The sequence below is a fragment of the Citrobacter sp. Cpo012 genome (assembly GCF_030333015.1).
GTDB lineage: Bacteria > Pseudomonadota > Gammaproteobacteria > Enterobacterales > Enterobacteriaceae > Citrobacter > Citrobacter portucalensis.
Genome location: NZ_JAOWGR010000028.1, coordinates 1 through 18,221, shown reverse-complemented (window position 1 = coordinate 18,221; position 18,221 = coordinate 1). Strand labels below are relative to the sequence as shown.

Below are 18,221 nucleotides of genomic sequence, written 5' to 3'. Positions count from 1 at the left end.
AGCGCCCTTTTTATTTCCCTTTATTTTTCATGGTCTAATAAATTTTCCTTTCGGCAATACATAAATGGAAATTGCCTAAACATTTGTTAAACTTATAAACGTCAGCTGCATAGGGAGAATAAAATGAGCATTATTAAAGAGTTTCGCGAATTCGCGATGCGCGGGAATGTTGTCGATTTGGCAGTGGGTGTCATTATTGGTGCGGCATTCGGTAAGATTGTTTCATCACTGGTTGCCGATATCATTATGCCGCCGCTGGGGCTGTTAATTGGTGGAATTGATTTTAAACAGTTTGCTTTAACGCTACGTGATGCACAGGGAGACATCCCTGCCGTGGTCATGCATTACGGTGTATTTATTCAGAATGTATTCGATTTCATTATTGTTGCGTTTGCTATCTTTATGGCAATCAAACTGATCAACAAACTGAACCGTAAAAAAGCGGAAGAGCCGGCAGCACCGCCAGCTCCATCGAAAGAAGAAGTATTGCTAAGTGAAATTCGTGACCTGCTGAAAGAACAGAATAATCGCTCTTAAGCACTCACTGAAACTAGAAGGCCAGTGGTAAAAAAGTTAATTACTTTCTTGCCACTGGCCTCCCAGTTACCCCGATTGCCATGTTTGCCTTTTCGCAGATAACTTCCTTTCCCTTTCTTATTTTTCTCAACGCGCTGTCTGAACAGTGGGTCATGCAGAAGCGCCTCAATGGCGTTGTCCTTTATCTGCCCTTTGGTGTGCTGATAACGACTCATAATATCTCCAGTTTGTAGTAATTTACGCCGCGAGTGTAGACCTGGCAGTTCAAGAAATCAACAGCCTGATGCTGTTCCACTGGCGCCTTGCTCAAGAGCTTCAAGAATAGAGCAGTACACGCTGCTGTGTGCCTTGCCGCAGCATGCATCATTCAATCGTTGCAGAGACCGCTGCATCGTCTGAAGTTCAGCAATGCGGGCTTCGACTTCTTGCAGTCTTTCCTGGACGATCCCTTTTGATTCCTGACAGGTATGGTGTTCGGGATCAACCCGGATCGAAAGCAATTCACGGATCGACTCCAGAGTGAAACCAAGCTGCCGGGCATAACGAATAAACTTCAAGCGCTGAAGATCGCTTTCTGTATAGAGGCGAAATCCGCCTTCAGTACGCACTTCATGCTCCATCATCTGCTGCTTTTCATAGTAGCGGATAGTATCCGGCGTCACGTCAGCCAGTTTCGCTATTTCACCAATTCGGTACATGCTCTCTCCGCTATTCATCGTTGATCTTTTTTAGCAGCTTATCTGCGTAGTCACCGCGCAAAAACTCGGTGCTGAGTCCAGCCTGCCGAAGTTTAAGTTCCAGTAGCGACAGTCTTCGGCTCACCTCAGGATAACTGGGATCATCTTTGCGGATCCCCGCGAGTATTTCAAGCAGCTGTATTGCCTCTCTGCGTTGCTCGAGCTCAGGAGGAAGGCAACCTGCATTTTTTAATAAACGGTATCCGGCTCGGAGTTCAGGCGGGACATGGGAGTCATCGTCAAGAGTCAGCGGTTCGCCCGTTCCCGGTAAATCATCAAACTCGCCTTTAGACTGTGCATCAATAATATGGCGCTCTGCCCACTGGTCAAGTAACCACATACAACACTCCAGGGGATGAACAAAAAGAGTACAAATATTGTAGATAAGTGGGGATATGACGGATATAAAAAAACCCGCCGAGGCGGGTTTTTTTACGTTACTACAGATTACTCTGCAGCAGCTTCTGTTTTCTCTGAACGATCAACCAGCTCGATGTATGCCATCGGCGCGTTGTCGCCTGCACGGAAACCACACTTCAGAATGCGAGTGTAACCACCGGCGCGGCTCGCAAAACGCGGGCCCAGTTCGTTAAACAGTTTTGCCACGATCTCGTTATCACGAGTACGGGCGAATGCCAGACGACGATTAGCTACGCTATCAGTCTTGGCAAGAGTAATCAGCGGCTCAACTACGCGACGCAGCTCTTTCGCTTTCGGCAGAGTCGTCTTGATGATTTCATGACGAACCAGTGAACCTGCCATATTGCGGAACATAGCCTGGCGATGGCTGCTGTTGCGGTTCAGTTGACGACCACTCTTACGATGGCGCATGACCTTATCCTTCTCAGTAAAACCTTAACCTGTGATCCGGTTACTCGTCAGCGATGCTTGCCGGTGGCCAGTTTTCCAGGCGCATGCCCAGAGACAGTCCACGGGAAGCCAGCACGTCTTTAATCTCGGTAAGAGATTTTTTACCAAGGTTAGGCGTCTTAAGAAGCTCAACCTCAGTACGCTGTACCAGATCACCGATATAGTGGATAGCTTCTGCTTTGAGGCAGTTAGCAGAGCGGACAGTCAATTCCAGATCGTCAACAGGGCGCAGCAGGATCGGATCGAATTCTGGTTTCTCTTCTTTAACTTCCGGCTGACGTACATCACGTAAATCAACGAAAGCTTCCAGTTGTTCAGCCAGAATGGTTGCCGCACGACGAATCGCCTCTTCAGGATCGATTGTGCCGTTGGTTTCCATTTCGATGACCAGCTTGTCCAGGTCGGTACGCTGTTCTACACGCGCTGCTTCAACATTGTAGGCAATACGCTCTACAGGGCTGTAGCATGCGTCGACCAGCAGACGGCCGATTGGGCGCTCATCTTCTTCCGAATGAATTCGGGTAGAAGCCGGCACATAACCACGACCGCGCTGAACTTTGATACGCATGCTAATAGATGCATTCTCATCGGTCAGGTGGCAGATCACGTGCTGTGGCTTGACGATTTCGACATCACCATCATGGGTAATGTCGGCTGCAGTCACAGGGCCAATGCCAGATTTATTCAAGGTAAGAATAACGTCATCTTTACCCTGAACTCTCACCGCCAGCCCTTTCAGGTTGAGCAGGATTTCCAGGATATCTTCCTGAACGCCTTCTTTGGTGCTGTACTCATGTAGTACACCATCAATCTCAACCTCGGTCACCGCGCAACCCGGCATCGATGAGAGCAGAATACGGCGCAGTGCGTTACCCAAAGTATGGCCAAAGCCACGCTCTAAAGGCTCAAGGGTCACCTTGGCGTGCGTCGAACTCACTTGCTCGATATCTACCAGGCGCGGTTTTAGAAACTCTGTCACAGAACCCTGCATTGTGTCCTCTCTTTGGTACTAAGCTTTACTTGGAGTAAAGCTCGACGATCAGGTGTTCGTTAATGTCCGCAGACAGATCAGAACGCTCCGGCTTACGCTTGAACGTACCTTCCATCTTGCCAGCATCAACTTCCAGCCAGGTTGGCTTTTCACGCTGCTCAGCCAGCTCCAGAGCGGCTTTCACGCGAGACTGCTTCTTCGCTTTCTCACGAATGCTAACAACGTCATTCGGACTAACCTGATAAGAAGCGATGTTAACAACACGACCGTTTACCATAATTGCTTTATGGCTGACCAGCTGACGTGCTTCTGCACGAGTGGCACCGAAGCCCATACGGTATACAACGTTGTCCAGACGACCTTCAAGCAGACCCAACAGGTTTTCACCGGTGTTGCCTTTCAGACGTGCTGCTTCTTTGTAGTAGTTACGGAACTGACGCTCCAGCACACCGTAGATACGGCGAACTTTTTGCTTTTCACGCAACTGCACACCATAGTCAGACAGACGCGGTTTACGCGCACCGTGCTGGCCAGGAGCTTGTTCAATTTTACACTTGGTATCGATCGCGCGAACGCCAGACTTAAGGAATAAGTCAGTGCCCTCACGACGGCTCAGCTTGAGCTTAGGACCCAAATATCTTGCCATTTTCTTTCTCCAACAATCCTAGAAACGACAGCGTTATACGCGACGTTTTTTCGGCGGACGACAACCGTTATGAGGGATCGGAGTCACATCAGTAATATTAGTGATGCGGAAACCAGCGGCGTTCAGAGCACGAACAGTAGATTCGCGACCTGGACCCGGTCCTTTGACCATAACTTCCAGATTCTTGATACCGTATTCTTTTACGGCTTCAGCGCAACGCTCTGCTGCAACCTGAGCTGCAAACGGAGTGGATTTGCGAGAACCACGGAAACCGGAACCACCGGCTGTTGCCCAACCCAGTGCGTTACCCTGACGATCAGTAATGGTAACGATGGTGTTGTTAAAAGAAGCATGGATATGAGCCACGCCGTCAGAGACTTGTTTTCTTACACGTTTACGTGCACGAATTGGTGCCTTTGCCATTATTCAATCACCCCGATTATTTCTTGATCGGTTTGCGCGGACCCTTACGGGTACGTGCGTTGGTCTTGGTACGCTGACCGCGAACCGGGAGACCACGACGATGACGCAAACCGCGATAGCAACCAAGGTCCATAAGGCGCTTGATGCTCATGCTAACTTCACGGCGCAGATCACCTTCAACGACAAATTTGGCAACTTCGTCACGCAGCGTGTCGATTTGTTCTTCAGACAGCTCACTGATCTTAACATCTTCAGCGATACCCGCGGCAGCCAGAATGGCTTTAGAACGGGTCTTGCCGACGCCGTAGATCGAAGTTAATGCGATCACAGCATGTTTCTGATCAGGAATGTTAATGCCTGCTATACGGGCCACTATGCACTCCTACTATTTAATATGTACGCACCATGCTGAAAAGCCCGTTTCAGGATACTCAAATGGAAACGCACAGACATACAAAAGATTGGCTGGCTAATCTAGCCAGCTCAACCCAACTTTGCAAGAAAAATATGCGAATAAATCAGCCTTGGCGCTGTTTATGCTTCGGCTCGGCACTGCAAATCACACGGATGACACCATCACGCTTAACGATTTTGCAGTTACGGCATAATTTCTTGACGGAAGCACGAACTTTCATTTTTACTCTCCGTAACTTCTCGGGCGACTGTTAACGGCCGTAGCCTTTCAGATTCGCCTTCTTCAATGCAGACTCGTACTGACTTGACATCATCAGAGTTTGCACTTGAGCCATAAAGTCCATAATCACGACAACAACGATAAGCAGTGAGGTCCCACCGAAGTAGAACGGTACTTTCATTGCATCACGCATGAACTCCGGGATCAGGCAGATAAAGGTAATGTAGAGCGCACCAACCAAAGTCAGGCGGGTCATTACTTTATCGATATACTTCGCCGTTTGCTCTCCCGGACGAATTCCTGGTACAAATGCACCGGACTTCTTCAGGTTATCTGCTGTTTCACGCGGGTTGAAAACCAACGCCGTGTAGAAGAAACAGAAGAATATGATTGCAGACGCATAGAGTAACACATAAAGCGGTTGCCCAGGCTGCAAATACAGCGAAATTGTTGTCAGCCAGTTCCAACCAGTCCCGCCCCCGAACCATGACGCGATGGTCGCCGGGAACAGAATAATACTGGAAGCGAAGATTGCCGGGATTACCCCCGCCATATTCACTTTCAGCGGTAAATGTGTGCTCTGTGCAGCATAGACACGACGACCTTGCTGACGTTTTGCGTAGTTTACCACAATACGGCGTTGACCACGCTCAACAAATACAACAAAGAACGTCACTGCGAATACTAATACTGCAACCAACAGCAACACGAGGAAGTGCAGGTCGCCTTGACGCGCTTGCTCGATAGTATGGGCAATGGCTGGCGGGAGTCCCGCGACAATACCGGCGAAGATAATGATTGAGATACCGTTGCCGATACCACGTTCAGTAATCTGTTCGCCCAACCACATCAGGAACATCGTCCCTGTAACCAGACTTACAACAGCGGTGAAATAGAATGCAAAGCCTGGGTTCATCACCAGGCCCTGCATACCAGGCATATTCGGCAGACCGGTAGCAATACCGATCGACTGGAATATTGCCAGCACCAGAGTACCGTAGCGGGTGTACTGGCTGATCTTACGACGACCAGACTCCCCTTCTTTCTTAATTTCTGCCAGCGTTGGATGAACCACCGTCAGCAGCTGGATAATGATCGACGCCGAAATATACGGCATGATCCCCAGAGCAAAGATAGAAGCACGGCTGAGAGCACCACCAGAGAACATGTTAAACATTTCAATGATGGTGCCTCGCTGTTGCTCAAGCAGTTTGGCAAGTACAGCGGCATCAATACCAGGGATCGGAATGAAAGAGCCAATACGGAACACAATCAGCGCGCCGATTACAAACAGCAGTCTGCGTTTCAGCTCGCCTAAGCCACCTTTGGCACTTTGAAAATCTAATCCCGGTTGTTTAGCCATCTGCTACTTATTCCTCGATTTTACCGCCAGCAGCTTCGATAGCAGCACGAGCGCCTTTAGTAACACGCAGGCCACGAACAGTTACCGGAGTAGTGACTTCACCAGCCAGGATCACTTTCGCGAACTCGATCTGGATACCGATAATGTTAGCTGCTTTCAGCGTGTTCAGGTCTACAACACCGCCTTCAACTTTAGCCAGGTCAGACAGACGAACTTCGGCTGTAATCGCTGCTTTACGTGAAGTGAAGCCGAATTTCGGCAGACGACGGTACAGAGGCATCTGACCACCCTCGAAACCGCGACGTACGCCACCGCCAGAACGAGACTTCTGACCTTTGTGACCACGACCACCGGTTTTACCGAGGCCAGAACCGATACCACGACCCAGGCGGCGAGCCGCTTTTTTAGAGCCTTCGGCCGGAGACAGAGTATTTAAACGCATCTCTTACTCCTCAACTTTAACCATGAAGGAAACCGCGTTGACCATACCACGAACAGCAGGAGTATCCTCGCGCTCTACGGTGTGACCAATACGACGCAGACCCAGGCCAAGCAGCGTTGCCTTGTGTTTCGGCAGACGACCGATTGCACTGCGGGTTTGAGTAATTTTAATAGTCTTTGCCATGGTTTATTTCCCCAGAATTTCTTCAACGGATTTACCACGCTTGGCAGCGACCATTTCCGGAGATTTCATATTTTCCAGGCCATCGATAGTTGCACGCACCACGTTAATCGGGTTAGTAGAACCATACGCTTTAGCCAGAACGTTACGAACTCCAGCGACTTCCAGAACGGCGCGCATTGCACCACCGGCGATGATACCGGTACCTTCGGAAGCCGGCTGCATGAATACACGAGAACCCGTGTGAGTACCCTTAACCGGGTGCTGCAGGGTGCCGTGGTTCAGCGCGACGTTAATCATATTGCGACGGGCTTTTTCCATCGCTTTCTGGATCGCTGCTGGAACTTCACGCGCTTTACCGTAACCAAAACCAACGCGACCGTTACCATCACCAACTACAGTCAGAGCTGTGAAGGAGAAAATACGACCACCTTTAACGGTTTTAGATACGCGGTTAACCGCGATCAGCTTTTCCTGCAGTTCGCCAGCTTGTTTTTCGATGTGAGCCATCTTACACCTCTACCTTAGAACTGAAGGCCAGCTTCACGGGCAGCATCTGCCAGTGCCTGGACACGACCATGATATTGGAACCCGGAACGGTCAAAAGAAACATCTTTGATGCCTTTTTCCAGAGCGCGTTCAGCAACAGCTTTACCTACAGCTGCAGCAGCGTCTTTGTTACCGGTGTACTTCAATTGTTCAGCGATAGCTTTTTCTACAGTAGAAGCAGCTACCAGAACTTCAGAACCGTTCGGTGCAATTACCTGTGCGTAAATATGACGCGGGGTACGATGTACCACCAGGCGAGTTGCACCCAGCTCCTGGAGCTTGCGGCGTGCGCGGGTCGCACGACGGATACGAGCAGATTTCTTATCCATAGTGTTACCTTACTTCTTCTTAGCCTCTTTGGTACGCACGACTTCGTCGGCGTAACGAACACCCTTGCCTTTATAAGGCTCAGGACGACGGTAGGCGCGCAGATCTGCTGCAACCTGACCGATCAGCTGTTTATCAGCGCCTTTCAGCACGATTTCAGTCTGAGACGGACATTCTGCAGTGATTCCCGCAGGCAGCTGATGGTCAACTGGGTGAGAGAAACCTAAAGCCAGGTTTACTACATTCCCTTTAACCGCTGCACGATAACCTACACCAACCAGCTGAAGCTTCTTAGTGAAGCCTTCGGTAACACCGACAACCATTGCATTCAGCAGGGCACGCGCGGTACCAGCCTGAGCCCATCCATCTGCGTAACCATCACGCGGACCGAAGGTCAGTGCATTATCTGCATGATTTACTGCAACAGCATCGTTGAGAGTACGAGTCAGCTCGCCGTTTTTACCTTTGATCGTAATAACCTGACCGTTGATTTTTACATCAACGCCGGCAGGAATAACGACCGGTGCTTTAGCAACACGAGACATTTTTTCCTCCGATTAGGCTACGTAGCAGATAATTTCGCCACCAAGACCAGCCTGGCGCGCTGCACGATCAGTCATAACACCTTTAGAGGTAGAAACAACTGCGATACCCATGCCAGCCATAACTTTCGGCAGCTCGTCTTTACGCTTATAAATGCGCAGACCTGGGCGACTGACACGCTGAATGCTTTCTACAACAGCTTTACCCTGGAAATACTTGAGAGTAAGTTCCAGTTCCGGCTTGGTGTCGCCTTCAACTTTAAAATCTTCAATAAAACCTTCTTCCTTCAGCACGTTGGCAATTGCCACTTTCAGCTTGGAGGAAGGCATGGTGACCGCAGCTTTATTCGCGGCCTGACCGTTACGGATACGGGTCAGCATATCCGCGATCGGATCTTGCATGCTCATCTGTCTTTACTCCCGTGATTCAATTGGTAATTACCAGCTAGCCTTTTTCAAGCCTGGTACTTCACCGCGCATGGCGGCTTCACGCAGTTTGATACGGCTCAACCCGAACTTGCCCACATAGCCATGCGGACGACCTGTTTGACGGCAGCGGTTACGCTGACGGGACGGGCTGGAATCACGCGGCAGAGACTGCAGCTTGAGAACTGCGTTCCAACGATCTTCGTCGGTCGCGTTCACATCAGAGATAATAGCTTTCAGTTCAGCGCGTTTTGCGAAGTACTTATCAGCTAAAGCTACGCGCTTTACTTCGCGTGCTTTCATTGATTGCTTAGCCATTCAGTAACCCTACCTTACTTGCGGAACGGGAAGTCAAAGGCAGCCAGCAGAGCACGGCCTTCTTCATCAGATTTCGCAGTAGTGGTAATGGTAATATCCAAACCACGCACGCGGTCGACTTTATCGTAGTCGATTTCTGGGAAGATGATCTGCTCACGGACACCCATGCTGTAGTTACCACGACCGTCGAAAGACTTAGCGGACAAGCCACGGAAGTCACGGATACGTGGAACAGCAATAGTGATCAGGCGCTCAAAGAACTCCCACATGCGTTCGCCACGCAGAGTTACTTTACAGCCGATCGGATAGCCCTGACGGATTTTGAAGCCTGCAACTGATTTGCGTGCTTTGGTGATCAGCGGTTTTTGACCGGAGATTGCTGTCAGGTCAGCTGCTGCGTTATCCAGCAGTTTCTTGTCAGCGATCGCTTCACCAACACCCATGTTCAGGGTGATCTTCTCGACCCGAGGGACTTGCATGACAGAATTGTAGTTAAACTCAGTCATGAGTTTAGCGACTACTTCGTCTTTGTAGTAATCATGCAGTTTCGCCATCGTACTACTCCAAATTACTTGATAGTTTCGCTGTTAGATTTGAAGAAACGGACTTTTTTGCCGTCTTCGAATCTAAAGCCTACACGGTCAGCCTTGCCGGTTGCCGCGTTGAAGATAGCAAGGTTAGAGATCTGAATAGCTGCTTCTTTCTCTACGATGCCGCCTGGTTGGTTCAGGGCCGGAACCGGCTTCTGATGTTTCTTAACCAGGTTGATACCTTCAACAATGACCTTGCCGGAAGACAGGACATTCTTAACTTTACCGCGTTTACCTTTATCTTTACCGGTTAACACGATAACTTCGTCATCACGACGGATCTTCGCTGCCATGATTCGCTCCTTAGAGTACTTCTGGTGCCAGAGAGATAATTTTCATGAACTTCTCGTTACGAAGTTCACGAGTTACCGGCCCAAAAATACGCGTACCGATAGGTTGCTCGCTGTTATTGTTTAAAATAACGCATGCATTACCATCGAAGCGAATGACAGAACCGTCCGGGCGACGAACACCCTTCTTGGTGCGCACCACTACCGCCTTCAGCACATCACCTTTTTTGACCTTACCACGCGGAATTGCTTCCTTGATGGTGATCTTGATGATATCGCCGACGCCTGCGTAGCGACGGTGCGAGCCACCCAGAACCTTGATACACATTACGCGACGTGCACCGGAGTTGTCGGCGACGTTCAGCATAGTCTGTTCTTGGATCATTTTAGTGCTCCGCTAATGTCAACTACTACTGAGACCCGAAAATCAGGTCGTTAAAAAAGCCCCATATCGGGGGCGCGGCATTATAACACCGCTTCAACGATATGGGTAGAAAAAATAAACGGCTCATCGCTGAGCCGTTTATTCGTTGAGAATGCCTACTGTATTACAGAACGGCTTTCTCTACAACGCGAACCAGCGTCCAAGACTTAGTCTTGGACAGCGGACGGCATTCGCGGATTTCAACCACGTCACCAGTACCGCATTCGTTGTTCTCGTCATGTACGTGCAGTTTGGTCGTACGCTTAATGAATTTACCGTAGATCGGGTGTTTCACAAAACGTTCGATAGCAACAACGATGGATTTCTCCATTTTATCGCTAACAACGCGACCTTGCAGAGTACGGATTTTATCGGTCATTACGCACCCGCCTTCTCAGTCAGTAAAGTCTTAACGCGTGCGACGTCACGACGCACTTGCTTCAACAGGTGAGACTGTTGCAGCTGGCCACTTGCAGCCTGCATACGCAGGTTGAACTGCTCACGCAGCAGATTCAGCAGCTCGGTGTTCAGCTCTTCAACACTCTTCTCACGCAGCTCTTTTGCTTTCATTACATCACCGTCTTAGTTACAAAGGTGGTTTTAATCGGCAGTTTCGCTGCTGCCAGCTTGAATGCTTCACGGGCCAGCTCTTCCGGTACGCCGTCCATTTCATACAGGACTTTACCCGGCTGAATCAAGGCAACCCAATACTCCACGTTACCTTTACCTTTACCCATACGCACTGCCAGCGGCTTTTCAGTGATCGGTTTGTCCGGGAATACACGGATCCAGATCTTACCTTGACGCTTAACTGCACGGGTCATAGCACGACGTGCTGCTTCGATCTGACGGGCAGTCAGACGACCACGGCCAACAGCTTTCAGACCGAAGCTGCCGAAGCTAACATCCGCGCCAGCAGCCAGACCGCGGTTACGGCCTTTGTGCATTTTACGGAATTTTGTACGCTTTGGTTGTAACATCAGCGACGCTCCTTATTTACGGCCTTTACGCTGCTGCTTTTTAGGTTGCGCAGCCGGTTTTTCCGGTTGTTCAACAGCAGCCATACCACCCAGGATCTCGCCTTTGAAGATCCACACTTTAACGCCGATTACACCGTAAGTGGTGTGCGCTTCAGAGGTGTTGTAGTCGATGTCAGCACGCAGAGTGTGCAGAGGTACGCGACCTTCGCGGTACCATTCGGTACGTGCGATTTCCGCGCCGCCCAGACGGCCGCTAACTTCAACTTTGATACCTTTAGCGCCCAGACGCATTGCGTTCTGTACAGCACGCTTCATAGCACGACGGAACATAACACGACGTTCCAGCTGAGAAGTGATGCTGTCAGCAACCAATTTTGCGTCCAGTTCAGGCTTACGCACTTCGGCGATATTGATCTGAGCAGGAACGCCAGCAATATCCGCTACGACTTTGCGCAGTTTTTCTACGTCTTCGCCTTTCTTACCGATAACGATACCCGGGCGAGCGGTGTGAATGGTCACACGGATGCTCTTAGCCGGACGCTCGATAACGATACGAGATACAGACGCTTTCGCCAGTTCCTTAGTCAGGTACTGACGTACTTTAAAATCGCTGTCCAGGTTGTCAGCGAATTCTTTGGTGTTCGCAAACCAGGTTGAGTTCCATGGTTTTACAATACCCAGGCGAATACCATTAGGATGTACTTTCTGACCCATTGCTAGTCTCCAGAGTCTCAGCGATCGGACACAACCACAGTAATGTGGCTGGTGCGCTTCAGGATGCGATCTGCACGACCTTTTGCACGCGGCATAATGCGCTTCATGCTCGGGCCTTCGTCTACGAAAATTTTCGTAACTTTCAGATCGTCAATGTCAGCGCCATCGTTGTGTTCAGCGTTAGCAATGGCAGATTCCAGGACTTTCTTAACCAGTACAGCCGCTTTCTTATTGGTGTAGGTCAGAATATCCAGAGCCTGCGACACTTTCTTACCGCGAATCAGGTCTGCAACAAGGCGAACCTTCTGAGCAGAAGAACGAGCATGGCGATGTTGAGCTAAAGTTTCCATCTCTTCCTCCTACCTTATTTCTTCTTCGCTTTTTTATCAGCAGCGTGGCCGCGATAAGTACGAGTCGGTGCGAATTCACCCAGTTTGTGACCGACCATTTCGTCGGAAACAAATACCGGAACGTGCTGACGACCATTATGGACAGCGATGGTCAAACCGATCATGTTAGGAAAGATCGTTGAACGACGGGACCAAGTGCGCAGGGGCTTCTTGTCTCCGCTTTCCACCGCTTTCTCTACCTTCTTCAGCAAGTGCAGGTCAATAAAAGGACCTTTCTTGAGAGAACGTGGCATGGCTTATCCTCTAAAATTATTTGCTACGGCGACGTACGATGAATTTATCAGTACGCTTGTTGCTGCGGGTCTTCTTACCTTTGGTCTGAACGCCCCACGGAGTTACCGGGTGCTTACCAAAGTTACGACCTTCACCACCACCATGTGGGTGATCGACTGGGTTCATCGCAGTACCGCGAACGGTAGGACGAACACCACGCCAGCGTGCAGCACCTGCTTTACCCAGAACGCGCAGCATATGCTCAGCATTGCCAACTTCGCCCAGAGTTGCACGGCAGTCTGCTTCGACTTTACGCATTTCACCAGAACGCAGACGCAGGGTGACATAAGCACCATCACGAGCAACGATCTGAACGTAAGTACCAGCGGAACGTGCCAGCTGACCGCCTTTACCTGGTTTCATTTCTACGTTATGAACGGTAGAACCAACCGGGATATTGCGCATCGGCAGGGTGTTACCTGCTTTGATTGCAGCATCAACGCCAGACTGAATCTGGTCGCCAGCTTTCAGGCCTTTAGGGGCCAGGATGTAACGGCGTTCACCGTCTTTGTACAGAACCAGCGCGATGTTCGCGGAGCGGTTCGGATCGTACTCAAGACGTTCAACAACTGCCGGGATACCGTCTTTGTTGCGTTTGAAGTCAACAATACGATAAGCCTGCTTGTGACCACCACCGATGTGACGAGTGGTGATGCGGCCATTGTTGTTACGACCACCGGATTTGCTGTTTTTTTCAACCAGCGGAGCAAAAGGTTTGCCCTTGTGCAGCTCTGGGTTGACCACTTTAACAACGTGGCGACGACCCGGAGATGTCGGTTTACATTTAACAACTGCCATTGTATTACTCCTCCGACTTACTCAGCGCCGCCGACGAAGTCCAGATTCTGGCCTTCCTTCAGGGTGACGTAAGCTTTTTTCCAGTCGCTACGACGACCGATACGCTGTCCGTGACGTTTAACTTTCCCTTTAACTACCAGGGTGTTAACGACTTCGACTTCGACTTCAAACAGTTTCTGCACAGCAGCTTTGATTTCTGCTTTGGTCGCGTCTTTAGCAACTTTGAGAACGATGGTGTTAGTTTTTTCCATCGCAGTAGACGCTTTTTCAGAAACGTGCGGTGCGCGCAGCACTTTCAGCAGACGTTCTTCACGAATCATGCCAGCATCTCCTCAACTTGCTTAACAGCATCAGCAGTCATTACGACTTTGTCGAAGGCGATCAGGCTAACCGGGTCGATACCAGTTGCATCGCGTACGTCAACCTTGTGCAGGTTGCGCGCAGCCAGGAACAGGTTTTCGTCCAGCTCACCGGTGATGATCAGCACATCTTCCAGAGCCATGTCTTTCAGTTTCTGTGCCAGCAGCTTAGTTTTAGGCGCTTCTACAGAGAATGATTCGACAACGATCAGACGATCCTGACGTACCAGTTCGGACAGAATGCTTTTCAGCGCGCCGCGGTACATCTTTTTGTTAACTTTTTGACTGTGGTCCTGTGGACGAGCAGCGAAGGTCACGCCACCTGAACGCCAGATCGGGCTCTTGATAGAACCTGAACGCGCACGGCCGGTACCTTTCTGGCGCCACGGCTTTTTGCCTGAACCAGTTACTTCAGCACGAGTCTTCTGAGCACGAGTACCCTGACGAGCACCAGCTGCATAAGCAACAACAACCTGGTGAACCAGCGCTTCGTTGAAATCACGACCGAAGGTAGTTTCGGAAACAGTCAGCGCGCTCTGCGCGTCTTTCAATACTAATTCCATTGCTATCCCCTTACGCCTTCACAGCTGGTTTAACGATCAGGTCGCAACCGGTCGCACCCGGAACACCACCTTTAACCAGCAGCAGGTTGCGCTCAGCGTCAACACGTACTACGTCCAGGCTCTGAACGGTTACACGTTCGTTGCCCAGCTGACCTGCCATTTTCTTGCCTTTGAACACTTTGCCCGGAGTCTGGTTCTGACCGATAGAACCCGGAACGCGGTGAGACAAGGAGTTACCGTGAGTAGCGTCCTGGGTACGGAAGTTCCAGCGCTTAACGGTACCAGCGAAACCTTTACCTTTAGAGGTACCGGTTACGTCAACTTTTTTAACGTCAGCAAACAGTTCAACGCTAATGTTCTGACCAACGGTGTATTCTTCACCATCTGCCAGACGGAATTCCCACAGGCCGCGGCCAGCTTCTACGCCAGCTTTAGCAAAGTGGCCAGCTTCCGGCTTAGTTACGCGGTTAGCTTTTTTAGCACCGGTGGTAACCTGAACAGCGCGATAGCCATCGTTAGCCAGATCTTTAACCTGAGTAACGCGGTTTGCTTCAACTTCGATAACGGTTACTGGGATAGATACGCCATCTTCAGTGAAGATGCGGGTCATACCCACTTTTTTACCGACTAAACCAATCATTGTATCAACCTCTCAATCGCTCGATGACCTGATTAACCCAGGCTGATCTGCACGTCTACACCGGCAGCCAGGTCCAGACGCATCAGAGCATCAACGGTTTTTTCAGTTGGCTCAACGATGTCAACCAGACGCTTGTGAGTACGGATCTCGTACTGATCACGCGCGTCTTTGTTGACGTGCGGGGAGATCAGAACGGTGAAACGCTCTTTGCGGGTCGGCAGCGGGATCGGACCACGAACCTGCGCACCAGTGCGCTTGGCAGTCTCGACGATTTCCGCGGTTGATTGATCGATCAGACGATGATCAAACGCTTTCAAACGGATACGGATTCTTTGGTTCTGCATGAGACCAGAGCTCCAATTATTTTATAGACGAAATAGTTACTCCTCAAACCCATTACGATTGATGGGAGAGTGTAACCGTTCTTACAGAGTTCCCCGATTGGGAACATTGTCTGGTATTGCTTTCGCAGTACCGGTGGCTCATATCGAACCGCTGTCAATATTAGACAAGCCCGCGCATTATACGTAAATCTCAGTCTTAAGCAAGTGCCGCGTATAAATTAATCACTCGTTCACCAATGCGGCGCTCCTTCCACTCTGATTGTATGTCCTGTGGTGCAACGCGTTTTCCGTGGAAGAGAGCATCCATAACCCATATCCCAGGCTTGTAGGGCCGCCGGGTTTACCTGAAGGTAAACTCTTTACCAGATAAGGCTTGCCCATGTACATCGACCTCCCCTTTCTGTTGATTTATGTTTCGCTATCAGGGCTGCTCTTAGTCCATGACCTACGTACCGGGTTGCTGCCCGACAAATTTACCTGCCCTCTTTTGTGGGGCGGTCTTATTTATCATCAATGCTGCAGACCTGCACAGTTATCCGACGCGCTTTGGGGTGCTGTAGCGGGCTATGGGGTATTTGCTTTGTTCTACTGGGGGTATCGTTTGATATGCCGACAGGAAGGGTTAGGCTTTGGTGATGTCAAATTTCTTGCCGCGCTAGGCGCATGGCATTGCTGGGAATCATTACCACTTTTGGTTTTACTTGCCGCGGGTATGGCATGTTGCCTCACCGGGATTTCCTGCGTCCGTTACGGGAAACAGGTACTAAAAAACCCGCTGCCATTTGGGCCATATCTGGCGGCTGCGGGTTTTGTTATTGGCCTGGTAAGTATGATACAGGGCGGTTAGTCACTGACTTTAATTTGCGATTGCAGATAATTTTGTAAGCCAAGTTTTGCAATCAGGTCCAGCTCGGTTTCGAGCCAGTCAATATGCCCTTCTTCTTCAGTCAGGATCTCAATCATCATATCCCGGCTGACATAATCATGAACGCTATCGGCATAGGCAATGGCTTCACGTAAGTCTTTAGCACCATCGAGTTCGAGTCGAAGATCGGATTGCAGCATCTCTTCAACGTCTTCGCCAATACCCAACTTGCCAAGATCCTGCAAGTTCGGGATCCCTTCTAAGAATAAAATACGCTCGATATATTTATCAGCGTGTTTCATCTCATCGATAGATTCATGGTACTCAACATCATTGAGGCGAGTCAGTCCCCAGTTTTTAAACATACGAGCATGGAGAAAATACTGGTTGATCGCGACAAGCTCATTTCCCAATAGTTTATTGAGATAATTTATGATTTTAACATCACCTTTCATTTTATAGTCCCTCCGCTTCCACTCTTAGAGCGTAGATGGGGCTACAGGGATGTCAAAAAAAAGAGTGTGACTTAGGCGATCTCTTTAAATTCTGGCATTTGCGTTAATTCATCCTGCATGACTTCGCGGGCAGCACGAATGCACTTACCGCATTGATTTCCAACAGGAATAAATTTACGTAATTGCTGAAAAGACTGAGGATGAAACTGGCGAACAGCCTGACGTATTTTTTTATCACTTATCGCATTACACAAACAAACGTACATGATCGCTCCCGTTCAATTTCTGCGCAAAGTGTAAATGAGAATAGTTATGATTACAATAGCACAACGCGATTTACGCGGCGGGAGAATGAATAAAAAATGCGAATAAATATGACTACGACTAAATTGCAGGTAGCAAAAAGGGCGCCGAAGCGCCCTTTTTAAGCTCAAAGCTAATTAATCAATAATTAGCTCATTACTTTAGCAACAACGCCTGCACCAACAGTACGGCCGCCTTCACGGATTGCGAAACGCAGACCGTCGTCCATCGCGATTGGGTGGATCAGGGTAACAACCATTTTGATGTTGTCGCCCGGCATTACCATCTCTACGCCTTCTGGCAGTTCGATGGTACCAGTCACGTCAGTAGTACGGAAGTAGAACTGCGGACGGTAGCCTTTGAAGAACGGAGTATGACGGCCGCCTTCGTCTTTGGACAGAATGTACACTTCAGATTCGAACTTGGTGTGCGGCTTGATAGAGCCCGGCTTAGCCAGTACCTGACCACGTTCGATTTCTTCACGTTTGATACCACGCAGCAGAACACCAACGTTCTCACCAGCACGGCCTTCGTCCAGCAGTTTGCGGAACATTTCAACGCCAGTACAGGTAGACTTAGCAGTCTCTTTGATACCAACGATTTCAACTTCTTCACCAACTTTGATGATACCGCGCTCTACACGACCGGTAACAACGGTACCACGACCGGAGATGGAGAATACGTCTTCGATAGGCAGCAGGAACGGCTTGTCAATCGCACGCTCTGGTTCTGGGATGTAAGAATCCAGGAAGCCAGCCAGTTCGATGATTTTCGCTTCCCACTCTGCTTCGCCTTCCAGCGCTTTCAGAGCAGAACCACGAACGATCGGAGTGTCGTCGCCCGGGAAATCGTACTGAGACAGAAGTTCACGAACTTCCATTTCTACCAGTTCCAGCAGCTCTTCGTCATCAACCATGTCGCATTTGTTCAGGAACACGATGATGTACGGAACGCCTACCTGACGACCCAGCAGGATGTGCTCACGAGTCTGCGGCATCGGGCCGTCAGTCGCAGCAACAACCAGGATCGCGCCGTCCATCTGCGCAGCACCGGTGATCATGTTTTTAACATAGTCGGCGTGGCCCGGGCAGTCTACGTGTGCGTAGTGGCGAGTCGGGGTGTCGTATTCAACGTGAGAAGTGTTGATGGTGATACCACGAGCTTTTTCTTCCGGCGCGTTATCGATCTGGTCGAATGCACGAGCAGCACCGCCGTAGGTTTTAGCCAG

36 protein-coding genes are annotated in these 18,221 nt (G+C 49.9%); 2 read left to right on the top strand and 34 right to left on the bottom strand.

The genetic code is table 11. From position 1 onward, the window contains the following. Nucleotides 1–123: 123 nt before the first annotated feature. A complete protein-coding gene (mscL, locus tag OGX90_RS02015; protein ID WP_003031152.1) occupies nt 124–537 on the top strand; it encodes a large-conductance mechanosensitive channel protein MscL in 414 nt (137 codons plus the stop codon). On the opposite strand, the gene arfA is transcribed toward mscL, so the two are convergent. The 31 genes from arfA to rpsJ form a co-directional block, all read right to left on the bottom strand. Next, the gene (arfA, locus tag OGX90_RS02010; protein ID WP_003828276.1) at nt 534–752 is read right to left on the bottom strand and encodes an alternative ribosome-rescue factor ArfA; all 219 of its coding nucleotides are present in this window, start codon (nt 750–752) and stop codon (nt 534–536) included. The genes mscL and arfA overlap by 4 nt on opposite strands. 57 nt (nt 753–809) lie before the next feature. Then, nucleotides 810–1,235, bottom strand: a complete 426-nt coding sequence (gene zntR, locus OGX90_RS02005; RefSeq protein ID WP_198803192.1) for a Zn(2+)-responsive transcriptional regulator — start codon at nt 1,233–1,235, stop codon at nt 810–812. Nucleotides 1,236–1,245: 10 nt separating this feature from the next. Then, nucleotides 1,246–1,614, bottom strand: a complete 369-nt coding sequence (locus tag OGX90_RS02000) for a DnaJ family domain-containing protein (RefSeq protein ID WP_003845236.1) — start codon at nt 1,612–1,614, stop codon at nt 1,246–1,248. A 107-nt stretch (nt 1,615–1,721) separates the two neighbouring features. Beyond that, entirely contained in the window at nt 1,722–2,105 is a 384-nt protein-coding gene (gene rplQ, locus OGX90_RS01995; protein WP_001216370.1) for a 50S ribosomal protein L17, read from the bottom strand. 40 nt (nt 2,106–2,145) lie between these two features. After that, entirely contained in the window at nt 2,146–3,135 is a 990-nt protein-coding gene (locus OGX90_RS01990; protein WP_003031139.1) for a DNA-directed RNA polymerase subunit alpha, read from the bottom strand. Between the two features lie 25 nt (nt 3,136–3,160). Beyond that, nucleotides 3,161–3,781, bottom strand: a complete 621-nt coding sequence (gene rpsD, locus OGX90_RS01985; RefSeq protein WP_003031138.1) for a 30S ribosomal protein S4 — start codon at nt 3,779–3,781, stop codon at nt 3,161–3,163. Nucleotides 3,782–3,814: 33 nt separating this feature from the next. Then, nucleotides 3,815–4,204: a 30S ribosomal protein S11 gene (gene rpsK, locus OGX90_RS01980; RefSeq protein ID WP_003031137.1), complete on the bottom strand. Its 390-nt coding sequence runs from the start codon at nt 4,202–4,204 to the stop codon at nt 3,815–3,817. 16 nt (nt 4,205–4,220) lie between these two features. Next, nucleotides 4,221–4,577, bottom strand: coding sequence for a 30S ribosomal protein S13 (rpsM, locus tag OGX90_RS01975; protein WP_003031135.1), 357 nt, complete (start codon nt 4,575–4,577; stop codon nt 4,221–4,223). 145 nt (nt 4,578–4,722) lie between these two features. After that, nucleotides 4,723–4,839 (bottom strand): 50S ribosomal protein L36, encoded by a 117-nt coding sequence (gene rpmJ / locus OGX90_RS01970; RefSeq protein ID WP_000868187.1) that lies wholly within the window; start codon nt 4,837–4,839, stop codon nt 4,723–4,725. Nucleotides 4,840–4,869: 30 nt separating this feature from the next. Next, nucleotides 4,870–6,201, bottom strand: coding sequence for a preprotein translocase subunit SecY (secY, locus tag OGX90_RS01965; RefSeq protein ID WP_001118864.1), 1,332 nt, complete (start codon nt 6,199–6,201; stop codon nt 4,870–4,872). A gap of 7 nt (nt 6,202–6,208) precedes the next feature. After that, nucleotides 6,209–6,643, bottom strand: coding sequence for a 50S ribosomal protein L15 (gene rplO / locus OGX90_RS01960; protein ID WP_003031132.1), 435 nt, complete (start codon nt 6,641–6,643; stop codon nt 6,209–6,211). Nucleotides 6,644–6,646: 3 nt separating this feature from the next. Next, nucleotides 6,647–6,826 carry a 50S ribosomal protein L30 gene (gene rpmD / locus OGX90_RS01955; RefSeq protein WP_001140434.1) on the bottom strand — a complete coding sequence of 60 codons (180 nt, stop codon included), beginning with the start codon at nt 6,824–6,826 and terminating at the stop codon, nt 6,647–6,649. A 3-nt stretch (nt 6,827–6,829) separates the two neighbouring features. Next, nucleotides 6,830–7,333 carry a 30S ribosomal protein S5 gene (gene rpsE / locus OGX90_RS01950; protein WP_003031131.1) on the bottom strand — a complete coding sequence of 168 codons (504 nt, stop codon included), beginning with the start codon at nt 7,331–7,333 and terminating at the stop codon, nt 6,830–6,832. A gap of 14 nt (nt 7,334–7,347) precedes the next feature. Next, nucleotides 7,348–7,701, bottom strand: a complete 354-nt coding sequence (gene rplR, locus OGX90_RS01945; RefSeq protein WP_000358960.1) for a 50S ribosomal protein L18 — start codon at nt 7,699–7,701, stop codon at nt 7,348–7,350. Between the two features lie 9 nt (nt 7,702–7,710). Next, nucleotides 7,711–8,244 carry a 50S ribosomal protein L6 gene (gene rplF / locus OGX90_RS01940; RefSeq protein ID WP_003031129.1) on the bottom strand — a complete coding sequence of 178 codons (534 nt, stop codon included), beginning with the start codon at nt 8,242–8,244 and terminating at the stop codon, nt 7,711–7,713. 12 nt (nt 8,245–8,256) lie between these two features. Beyond that, a complete protein-coding gene (gene rpsH / locus OGX90_RS01935; protein WP_003031127.1) occupies nt 8,257–8,649 on the bottom strand; it encodes a 30S ribosomal protein S8 in 393 nt (130 codons plus the stop codon). A 30-nt stretch (nt 8,650–8,679) separates the two neighbouring features. Next, entirely contained in the window at nt 8,680–8,985 is a 306-nt protein-coding gene (gene rpsN / locus OGX90_RS01930; RefSeq protein ID WP_003031125.1) for a 30S ribosomal protein S14, read from the bottom strand. A gap of 14 nt (nt 8,986–8,999) precedes the next feature. Further along, on the bottom strand, nt 9,000–9,539 hold the full coding sequence (gene rplE / locus OGX90_RS01925) for a 50S ribosomal protein L5 (RefSeq protein WP_003031123.1): 540 nt from the start codon (nt 9,537–9,539) through the stop codon (nt 9,000–9,002). Nucleotides 9,540–9,553: 14 nt separating this feature from the next. Further along, nucleotides 9,554–9,868: a 50S ribosomal protein L24 gene (gene rplX / locus OGX90_RS01920; RefSeq protein ID WP_003031122.1), complete on the bottom strand. Its 315-nt coding sequence runs from the start codon at nt 9,866–9,868 to the stop codon at nt 9,554–9,556. 10 nt (nt 9,869–9,878) lie between these two features. Then, nucleotides 9,879–10,250 (bottom strand): 50S ribosomal protein L14, encoded by a 372-nt coding sequence (gene rplN, locus OGX90_RS01915; protein ID WP_000613954.1) that lies wholly within the window; start codon nt 10,248–10,250, stop codon nt 9,879–9,881. 163 nt (nt 10,251–10,413) lie between these two features. Then, a complete protein-coding gene (gene rpsQ, locus OGX90_RS01910; protein WP_003031120.1) occupies nt 10,414–10,668 on the bottom strand; it encodes a 30S ribosomal protein S17 in 255 nt (84 codons plus the stop codon). Next, nucleotides 10,668–10,859: a 50S ribosomal protein L29 gene (gene rpmC / locus OGX90_RS01905; protein ID WP_000644742.1), complete on the bottom strand. Its 192-nt coding sequence runs from the start codon at nt 10,857–10,859 to the stop codon at nt 10,668–10,670. Before rpmC ends, rpsQ begins: the two co-directional genes overlap by 1 nt. Further along, nucleotides 10,859–11,269 carry a 50S ribosomal protein L16 gene (gene rplP / locus OGX90_RS01900; RefSeq protein WP_000941208.1) on the bottom strand — a complete coding sequence of 137 codons (411 nt, stop codon included), beginning with the start codon at nt 11,267–11,269 and terminating at the stop codon, nt 10,859–10,861. Before rplP ends, rpmC begins: the two co-directional genes overlap by 1 nt. Before the next feature lie 12 nt (nt 11,270–11,281). After that, nucleotides 11,282–11,983: a 30S ribosomal protein S3 gene (gene rpsC / locus OGX90_RS01895; protein WP_000529945.1), complete on the bottom strand. Its 702-nt coding sequence runs from the start codon at nt 11,981–11,983 to the stop codon at nt 11,282–11,284. Between the two features lie 17 nt (nt 11,984–12,000). Beyond that, nucleotides 12,001–12,333, bottom strand: a complete 333-nt coding sequence (rplV, locus tag OGX90_RS01890) for a 50S ribosomal protein L22 (RefSeq protein ID WP_000448832.1) — start codon at nt 12,331–12,333, stop codon at nt 12,001–12,003. A 14-nt stretch (nt 12,334–12,347) separates the two neighbouring features. Next, nucleotides 12,348–12,626: a 30S ribosomal protein S19 gene (rpsS, locus tag OGX90_RS01885; RefSeq protein WP_001138115.1), complete on the bottom strand. Its 279-nt coding sequence runs from the start codon at nt 12,624–12,626 to the stop codon at nt 12,348–12,350. Nucleotides 12,627–12,642: 16 nt separating this feature from the next. Continuing rightward, a complete protein-coding gene (gene rplB, locus OGX90_RS01880) occupies nt 12,643–13,464 on the bottom strand; it encodes a 50S ribosomal protein L2 (RefSeq protein WP_000301869.1) in 822 nt (273 codons plus the stop codon). A gap of 17 nt (nt 13,465–13,481) precedes the next feature. Beyond that, complete coding sequence (rplW, locus tag OGX90_RS01875; protein ID WP_000617546.1) at nt 13,482–13,784, bottom strand: 50S ribosomal protein L23; 303 nt, start codon at nt 13,782–13,784, stop codon at nt 13,482–13,484. Then, entirely contained in the window at nt 13,781–14,386 is a 606-nt protein-coding gene (rplD, locus tag OGX90_RS01870; RefSeq protein ID WP_003031119.1) for a 50S ribosomal protein L4, read from the bottom strand. Before rplD ends, rplW begins: the two co-directional genes overlap by 4 nt. A 10-nt stretch (nt 14,387–14,396) precedes the next feature. Then, nucleotides 14,397–15,026, bottom strand: coding sequence for a 50S ribosomal protein L3 (rplC, locus tag OGX90_RS01865; RefSeq protein WP_003031117.1), 630 nt, complete (start codon nt 15,024–15,026; stop codon nt 14,397–14,399). Nucleotides 15,027–15,058: 32 nt separating this feature from the next. Next, nucleotides 15,059–15,370, bottom strand: a complete 312-nt coding sequence (rpsJ, locus tag OGX90_RS01860) for a 30S ribosomal protein S10 (RefSeq protein WP_001181005.1) — start codon at nt 15,368–15,370, stop codon at nt 15,059–15,061. 379 nt (nt 15,371–15,749) lie between these two features. On the opposite strand from rpsJ, the gene OGX90_RS01855 reads away from it, so the two are divergent. Further along, on the top strand, nt 15,750–16,217 hold the full coding sequence (locus OGX90_RS01855; protein WP_057067314.1) for a prepilin peptidase: 468 nt from the start codon (nt 15,750–15,752) through the stop codon (nt 16,215–16,217). Here the strand turns inward: OGX90_RS01855 and bfr are convergent. The 3 genes from bfr to tuf form a co-directional block, all read right to left on the bottom strand. Then, nucleotides 16,214–16,690, bottom strand: coding sequence for a bacterioferritin (gene bfr, locus OGX90_RS01850; RefSeq protein WP_003827773.1), 477 nt, complete (start codon nt 16,688–16,690; stop codon nt 16,214–16,216). The two genes, OGX90_RS01855 and bfr, sit on opposite strands and share 4 nt — an antisense overlap. Nucleotides 16,691–16,761: 71 nt before the next feature. Further along, on the bottom strand, nt 16,762–16,956 hold the full coding sequence (gene bfd, locus OGX90_RS01845; protein ID WP_003031111.1) for a bacterioferritin-associated ferredoxin: 195 nt from the start codon (nt 16,954–16,956) through the stop codon (nt 16,762–16,764). Nucleotides 16,957–17,141: 185 nt separating this feature from the next. Next, nucleotides 17,142–18,221 (bottom strand): elongation factor Tu (gene tuf / locus OGX90_RS01840; RefSeq protein ID WP_108361594.1); only part of this gene is annotated, 1,080 nt, incomplete at its 5' end.